This is a genomic window from Alkaliphilus peptidifermentans DSM 18978 (genome assembly GCF_900101495.1).
In the GTDB taxonomy this organism is placed as follows: Bacteria; Bacillota; Clostridia; order Peptostreptococcales; family Natronincolaceae; genus Alkaliphilus_C; species Alkaliphilus_C peptidifermentans.
Genome location: NZ_FMUS01000034.1, coordinates 43,438 through 51,269 on the forward strand (window position 1 = coordinate 43,438; position 7,832 = coordinate 51,269).

Annotated in this window: 5 protein-coding genes and 1 rRNA gene; 1 reads left to right on the plus strand and 5 read right to left on the minus strand. The window is 33.5% G+C overall.

The features are described 5' to 3' along the window. Positions 1-63: 63 nt before the first annotated feature. Positions 64-1,710, minus strand: a complete 1,647-nt coding sequence (locus BLP68_RS18970; protein WP_091547075.1) for a sigma-54 interaction domain-containing protein — start codon at positions 1,708-1,710, stop codon at positions 64-66. Positions 1,711-2,003: 293 nt separating this feature from the next. Here BLP68_RS18970 and BLP68_RS18975 point away from each other — a divergent pair, with 293 nt between their 5' ends. Beyond that, positions 2,004-2,459 carry a hypothetical protein gene (locus tag BLP68_RS18975; RefSeq protein WP_091547077.1) on the plus strand — a complete coding sequence of 152 codons (456 nt, stop codon included), beginning with the start codon at positions 2,004-2,006 and terminating at the stop codon, positions 2,457-2,459. A 70-nt stretch (positions 2,460-2,529) separates the two neighbouring features. Here BLP68_RS18975 and nrdJ read toward each other — a convergent pair whose 3' ends face one another. The 4 genes from nrdJ to rrf form a co-directional block, all read right to left on the minus strand. Next, complete coding sequence (gene nrdJ, locus BLP68_RS18980) at positions 2,530-4,884, minus strand: ribonucleoside-triphosphate reductase, adenosylcobalamin-dependent (RefSeq protein ID WP_091547079.1); 2,355 nt, start codon at positions 4,882-4,884, stop codon at positions 2,530-2,532. Between the two features lie 450 nt (positions 4,885-5,334). Next, positions 5,335-6,555, minus strand: a complete 1,221-nt coding sequence (locus BLP68_RS18985; RefSeq protein ID WP_091547081.1) for a putative glycoside hydrolase — start codon at positions 6,553-6,555, stop codon at positions 5,335-5,337. A gap of 217 nt (positions 6,556-6,772) precedes the next feature. Next, positions 6,773-7,282 (minus strand): thioredoxin family protein, encoded by a 510-nt coding sequence (locus BLP68_RS18990; protein ID WP_091547083.1) that lies wholly within the window; start codon positions 7,280-7,282, stop codon positions 6,773-6,775. A gap of 229 nt (positions 7,283-7,511) precedes the next feature. Then, positions 7,512-7,628: ribosomal RNA gene (gene rrf, locus BLP68_RS18995) — 5S ribosomal RNA — on the minus strand. Between the last annotated feature and the right edge of the window lie 204 nt (positions 7,629-7,832).

Genomic DNA, 7,832 nt, shown 5'->3' on the forward strand with positions numbered 1-7,832 from the left:
GGTTCAAATTTCATAGAATAAAAAAACTGTAAATAAAATTTACAAAATGAAAATTTGTAAATTTTATTTACAGTTTAGTCGATTTGAATTTCTGATTTTCTTATAAAGGGTGGGGCGGGATATCCCCAGGCGTTTGGCAGTATTGGTTAGATTGTTGCCTTCTTCCAAAAGTACCCTTTCTAATATAACCTCTTCTGCAATCTCCAATAGGGTTTTGTCCTTGGGTAATGGTTTATCAAAAACCTGGTTAAAATCTTTTTTTAGCTTAGCTATTGTATAGCTTTCTTTAATAATGGGTGGCAAAACCTTTTTATCAATTAATCCATTTTCTGATAGTACCAATGACCTCTCAATAATATTCAATAATTCTCTAACATTTCCTGGCCAATTATAGGACTCTAGATATTGTACATATTCTTCTTCTACAGCATTAATATTAATCTGGTTTTTATATGAAAATGCTTTTATATAGTAATCTAGTATAGGCTTTATATCTTCCCTCCTATCCCTTAAGGGAGGTATATTTAGTTGAATAACATTGATTCGATAGTATAAATCCTCTCTAAAGTTGCCTTTCTTTATTTCTTCCTCTAAATCTTTTTTAGATGCTGCAATCAACCTTATATCAATTGAAATTGGTTTTAATCCTCCAACTCTGGTAATTGATGCTGAAGAAAGTGCTCTTAAAATCTTCACTTGCACCGATAATGGCATGCTTTCTACTTCATCAAGAAATAATGTGCCACCTGAAGCATATTCCAATAAACCTTCTTTACCTTTTTTAGCTGCTCCAGTAAATGACCCTATCTCATAACCAAACAATTCACTTTCTATCAAATCTCTAGGAATAGCACCACAATTAATTGCTACAAAGTGTTGCCTATTCCGTTTACTTTCACTATGAATGGCTTGGGCAAAGACTTCCTTTCCGCTTCCACTTTCCCCATAAATTAATACCGAAGCGTCTACAGCTGCTGCTCTTTTGGAGGTTTTTATTGTCTGGTAAATACATTCTGATTGCCCTAAAATATCTTTAAAGGTGAAGTATCTTTCCTTTTGATCTTTCACTTTATTATCCTTCTGTTGTTCTTGACTTTTTGTAGCGACCTCTCTTTTCAGTATTAATGACTCATAAAGTCTTGCTAAGCTATAAACTACGTTTAAGGTATCGTTGTTAACGGATGTATGTACAAAGGAAGCGTTAACTGTTCCTGCGATAGAATTATCTTCATTATAGAAGGGTGCAGCTACACAGCTAAATTGATGAAAGATGTATTTATAATGATCAGGGCCTATTACCATGAAGGGTTTGTTTTCTAATATAGCCAGGCAGGTGGAGTTTGTACCAATTACCTCCTCAGAGGCGTCAACAAAATATCCAATTTGGGGATACAAATCATCATAAATATCATCGTAATTTACTATGTATTTAAGCTTTGCTTTTTTATCATATATACTGATATTAAGCTCTAAGTTTTCTACTATATTACAAAATTCTTTATAGGGAGCTTCTTTGTATTCCGGTAGATATTTTAGAACATATCTATTTTTTTCTTTTGGCTGCATTAAAATATTTCCATCAAAATCGTATAGGGAAACATTGTTGATTTTACAACGTCGCCATGAATTTAATATATCCTTCTTTATAAGCTTGTGATTAAAATCCATTCCTTGTACAAAAGATTCCCATATATTTTTATATTCCTCCATGCCTTCACCCCTTTACCCCATTTACTTTAATTATATATATATTTGTACATTGTGTAAATTTTTTTACAATCCAACAGCTTTTTAAAGAACAACAGTACAGCATCAATGAAATTACTTTTACATATCATAGCAGTTAATACTATTTATATCATTACATAAAACATTAATCTTGAGGTAATAATTTTGATATTACATTTTTTTTCATACTCAATATATTATTATACTATCCTTTGCTTATACTATATTTGGTGGACAATCGTATATTTAAAAATCTGATGCAAGGAGGATGACAGATGCTATTAAACTATATTATAGGCTTTATTGTACCATGGATAATCTCAATAAAGTATATAATGAAAAACTTAAATATTTTTATTGTTATTGCCCCCATTGGAACTGTATTTGCTTATACTATAAATACTTGGGCCTATCATTCTCATTACTGGAAAGTGTCTCCCGAAAGGTTTAATTATTACTCCACACTACCTTATGACCTTGGTTTATATCCTGTTTATGCATGCCTTATGATTGTCTTTATAAAGAATAAAAAAGCTAATCCATATTTTATTGTATTAATAGCCAGTATAATTATAACCTTCTTAGAGTATATTGCACTTATGATGGATATAGTTATTTATACTAATGGCTGGAACATCTTTTTCACATTTATCTCTTATTTACTACCATTGCTGCTTGTATACTGGTATTACCTATTGGCTATACACCGTAATATCTTAAAGAATATATAATCTCTTTATCCACTAGTATATATTCTAAAATATTAAAGCCCTTACCATTGATTTATGGTAAGGGCCAGCCTTATCTTATAGGACATGCACCTGATGCACAGCCGTCGTCTTCAATTTCTACTTCTATTTCCTGTTTTTCGTATTTACTAATCAATGATGGAACAAAGGGCTTCATTAACTGTACTCTACGATTATATTCATCTTCATCAATGGACTCATAAGGTAATAATTTATAAAAATTATCATCTAGTGAAATAAAGGATAGTGCAACAATATCATCCCAATTATTCCACACCCATTCTTCAACCTCTTGCCATTCATGATTCCTAACATGAATTGTAATAGAACAATTGTGATCTACATAGTTTTTCATAAATGACTTATAGTTTTCCAGCTGTTCTATAGCAGTAACATCATATTTCGTTTTTCCAGATGGAGCCTTAACTGGGAATTCAACCACCTTAGTAACACAGGTTTCCCAATCCTGTCCAACCTCTGGGTATACCGGATAACCAAGCTCTTCGCATACCTTTACTAACGGATCATGGGCACTTACCCTAATTCTTCTTATATAATATGGTGAATGGGAATAGTGAACTCCACTGGAGACTGTTGGTAGCTGACTTAATGTACCCTCTGGCTTTACTGTTGTAACTAATAGAGGGGCATTTTCTCCAATTTCTCCTGCATATGCCTTAACCTCTTCATGGGCTACTTCCCTTAGCCTTTTTAGTAGCTGAGCCTCTTCTTTTTTTGATAGTCCCACTGCATTGATCATATCCTGCCAGCCAGTCAAGGAGCAACCTACCAGCTTATCCCTCTTCTGAACATCATCCCACTCAGGAATCTCCAATTCAACACAAGTCATTCTATAGCCTGCCCGTACTGATAACCGCTGAGCTTCCATCAGCCCATCCATATCCAGTGTTCCATCTGGTTTAACAAAGGCATATACATTAATTGTTGTTAAATTACACAAGCCCTTTGAATCCAGGAGAATTTCACCACATGGATTAACTCCATTCATATTTTCTCTTCTCTTGGATGCGGCTTCTGCATTTACCCAGCCTGGCTCTCCAGAGTATCTCATCCTTTCTATTTGCCAGTGTAGCTGTTCTCTAGTGGGTCTTGTTGTATAATAAATAGAATTGTTACTCATCTGTCTATGAATAATATCTTTATCTACAATCCATTGTCCATCTATTTGTTTATATAGATTTGACTTAGCTTCAATACACTCATTATCTTCTTGATCAATTAGAATCATTTCAGCAGTACGTCTAACTCCTCCAACAACTACATTCTCCCCTATAATGTTAGCAATATCCAAACAATCTATAGGCTTAAGCTTAACCCGTTTAGCTCCATTAATAAAGCCTCTTTTTTGTATTACTTTACTTATCTTATGAAACATATTCTTTAAGCTGCTATGTCCACTTGCAGTTCCTCCAAAGGATTTTAGTTTTTCTCCCTTTGGCCTAACATGATCATAATTTACTATAATTGTTTTTACGTTTCTGTATTCATTACTATATATTATCTTGAAAAAGAAGTCTAATGCCTGTACCCAGCCCTCTTTACTATCCCCTACTGTTATTTTAACAGTATTGTTATAGAAGAATTCTAAGCTTGTACTGTCTTCCCTTTCAGTTGTAGCAATTGGTGTATAATCTTTATGGATTATTTCATAATCAGTACGTACTTTAGGTACCTTTGCTACATCCTTTAGTAAAACCCTTGCACCTACTCCAGAGCCTATCATTAAGAGGTAAAATAAATCACGATACGATTCAAAGCTATCTATAGTTAAGAAGGAACAATTATAATTTGACATAGGATAATTCTTAGCAACAGGCGTATCTCCAACCCAAAAGGTTCTTCCTGATAAAAATTGCTTTAAATTATAGATGTTATCAAAGAGCTTTTCAGCCTCTTCTCTTGTAGTAGCAACAAGGCTACAGTTATATTCTACTGCCCTCCTTATTGTTTCCCACCAGTACTCACGCCTACGTTCATCAGATAACCATCTTGAATAGGTGCGATAGTATACAAAATCACCTAACTGACTCATTGGTGATGGCCTATGTTTATATCTACTTATAAATTCATCGGATACTAGCTGAGCTTCCTTTTTCTTTCTTGTACTACGAATTCTATCCCTCTCACTTCTATATATAATATATTTTTTAGCTACATCCTTTCGTTGACTTGTCATTAGCATATCTTCTACAACATCTTGTATATCCTCAACATTTATAGGTGTATTTTTATCTTTCATTTCATCTAGAATTTTCGCTGTAATTTCTCTACTCAAATTTCTATCAATACCGTTTTTCGTTTCTGCCATAGCCTTTTCGATTGCATTGGTGATCTTCATGCTATCAAAATCAACCATAGTCCCATCACGTTTAATAACCTTAAGCATATAAATCCTCCCTCTCCTTTAGATGATAAAAGTCTTCTCTTATGTAAATTCTAATAAAATATAAAGAATTGTACTATTGCTACACTAAATATACCCCTTAATTAAGCAAATGAAACAAAGCCAAAACAACTATATTTTGTGTGCATAGATTTTCCATGTACAATATATTGTACCAAAGGCAGTGGTCAAAGTCAATAATCGAATGACACAATAAACTCATAAATCTATATATAATTGAAATAAAAATTCAAAAAAAAATTGAATAATTAAATAGTAACAGGAGAAAAGTGCATAGTGATTTAATGAAAAAATCATGAAAGAAAGTTGTAGTGCTAATTATTTACAAATAAAAGTACTATGGCCCATTGATACCATAGTACAGTGTTTTTTATTTGATTTCTATTTTATGTCTTTTAATTACTAATTTCACACTACTTATTACGATTAACTTTAATTCTTTAGTGCATCCCATGTATATCTATTCCCAGCATTCCATAGGACCCATTCCTCTAGACCTGCATCATAGGTGGCTTTAATTTGCGCCTTTATCTGTTCTTTCCCATATACTTGATAATAACCTTGTCCAAGGTAGCTAGCAGTAAAATCCTGAAGCCATGGTCTTAACACTGCCTTTGGTCTATCGGTATCGATAGCTTCAATTCTTTCTCTCGCAGTATTCATACTTGTGTATACTATAGTGTATGGATCAAAATCTGGTTTTGGTACACCATAGGTTCCCAATGCATAATGAGAAGGGTAAACCATTGGTAATAGAACATCGGTGGCCAATGCAACTGTTTCAAGATGCTGCCCTAGTCTCATATCATCCGAAACAGTTGTTACAAGGCCAAATATATCTGCAGATATATAGACTCCATAGTCCTTGAGTTCTTCTCTTGCATATTCTAGAAATGCTGCAATGGTTTCTGCCATTGTTTCATTTTTACCTGCTTCGCCGTAATCAATAATTGCTCTATTACCATCTGTAGGAAAGCGTACATAGTCAAATTGTATATCTTTAAAACCCATTTCAGCAGCTTCCTTTGCTATATCAACAACATAATCCCATGACTCTGGGTTATATGGATTTAGCCAGGCATCTCCTTTTCTATCTCTCCAAACCTGCCCTGTATTAGTCTTTATTGCTAAATCTGGCCTAGCGGCAGTAATTTGTTTATCTTTAAAGGTAACAATTCGCGCAATGGGATATATATCATGCTCTCTTAATGTGTCCATAATAGCAGGGAAATCCCGTACCTTAACGATTTTATCTGCACCAGCTTCTTTAACTAGTGGAATACTGGATCTATATGTCATAGTACCATGGTCATCCTTTACATCAATAACCCAGGCATTTATTACAGATTCATCAGTTAGTTCTAACATTCTATTGAATCGTTCGGTTAATCCAACACTATGTCCTGTCATGAAAATGCCTTTTACCTTGCGATATTCTTTGTAGGGACTCCAACTAACATCAGGTTGAATAAAATATTGATCGCTATCTAATAATATATCTCTCATATCATAGTCAGCCCAAACCTGATTATCATCAAAAATATGTTCTGTTATTTCTTGTATTTGTTCATTATTAACACTTAAGTATATGGCTGTACCCAAAATAGCTATAACCATAACGATCATCAGTAATATTTTCTTGGATTTATTCATGTTGTCCCTCCTTGTAAATAGTCTTTTTCATTATATCATAGGGTCTGACAATTCACATCTGTTTTTTAGATGGAAATTCCCGCCTTTTGTCGCAAATTGACTTTTAAGATCAATTAATATTTCCTAAGCAGTGTGACCCAGCTTCGCTGGGCGCATCACGACAGAAAAAAAACCAGCATGCATATGCTGGGCTTAAAGACTCACAGTATAGAGAATACTAACTATTTTCAAGGTATTGTAATATTTCTTCAATAGTATCCTTTACATATTCACCTTTTCTATATTTTCTTTTTGCTATAATAATTTCAACTTGATTTCCTTTGTCCACTACGTCCTTAACAGCCTTTGGAGTCTCAATGAAGGCTCCCAAAACCTTGAATTCTTCATTTAATATAAGAAATGTTGGGATTTTAACCTTACCACCTACTTTATATTGACTTAAATACTCCTCATTACCGTCCCTCGGCAGTATACTAAAATGAATATTAGGATTTATATCCTTTATTTTTTGTAAGGCCGGAACGTTGATCATACAGTCTGGGCACCATATTTCAGCAAATACAAGTACATTGAAGGGTTTATGTATGGATTTTATCCTATCCTTAAGATTTTCATCCAGTTGAATTCCTTCATATATTTCTACAGTCTTTTCCCTGTTAATGTCCTTATCTTGGTCAATAAATTCTTCGAAGGAGCAGCCATTATTCATAAGTTCGCTAAAAGTCATCTAATATCCCCCCTAAACCTTTTATCCTATTATATCATAATTCATAAATATATATTATTCCCAATTCAGTTATGTAAATATTACCACTTAAAATATATTATATGGTTTGTCTTAATATAACCTAATATCAAAAATAAACTAGTAAAGCTTCCCGCCAAGTTCATATTAGTTGAAGCTGCCCTATTTATAGGCATAAAAAAAACTCCCTTTACTTAAGGAAGTTTTTTTAAAACCGCAACGTCCTACTCTCCCAGGCAGCTTCCCGCCAAGTACCATCAGCGCTGAAGGGCTTAACTTCTGTGTTCGGGATGGGAACAGGTGTGACCCCTTCGCTATTGTCACGATATTTGTTAATCCTTGCGGATTAAATTTAAAATTGAAAGTTGAAGATTGATTTTAGAGCCTTAAAAGATTTAATCTATTAATTTTCCATTTTCAATTTTTCATTTTCAATTTGTTTTGAGGTGCGTTAGCACCGAGAATACTATTGTACCCTCAAAACTATACAATGTTAAAGAGTAAATACTAAGAAAATATTTTGTTGTTTTTT

Bases quoted from the DNA above. Each gene is read 5' to 3' on its own strand.
- BLP68_RS18970 (WP_091547075.1), bottom strand. From the start codon at position 1,710: ATGGAGGAATATAAAAATATATGGGAATCTTTTGTACAAGGAATGGAT.
- BLP68_RS18975 (WP_091547077.1), top strand. From the start codon at position 2,004: ATGCTATTAAACTATATTATAGGCTTTATTGTACCATGGATAATCTCA.
- nrdJ (WP_091547079.1), bottom strand. From the start codon at position 4,884: ATGCTTAAGGTTATTAAACGTGATGGGACTATGGTTGATTTTGATAGC.
- BLP68_RS18985 (WP_091547081.1), bottom strand. From the start codon at position 6,555: ATGAATAAATCCAAGAAAATATTACTGATGATCGTTATGGTTATAGCT.
- BLP68_RS18990 (WP_091547083.1), bottom strand. From the start codon at position 7,282: ATGACTTTTAGCGAACTTATGAATAATGGCTGCTCCTTCGAAGAATTT.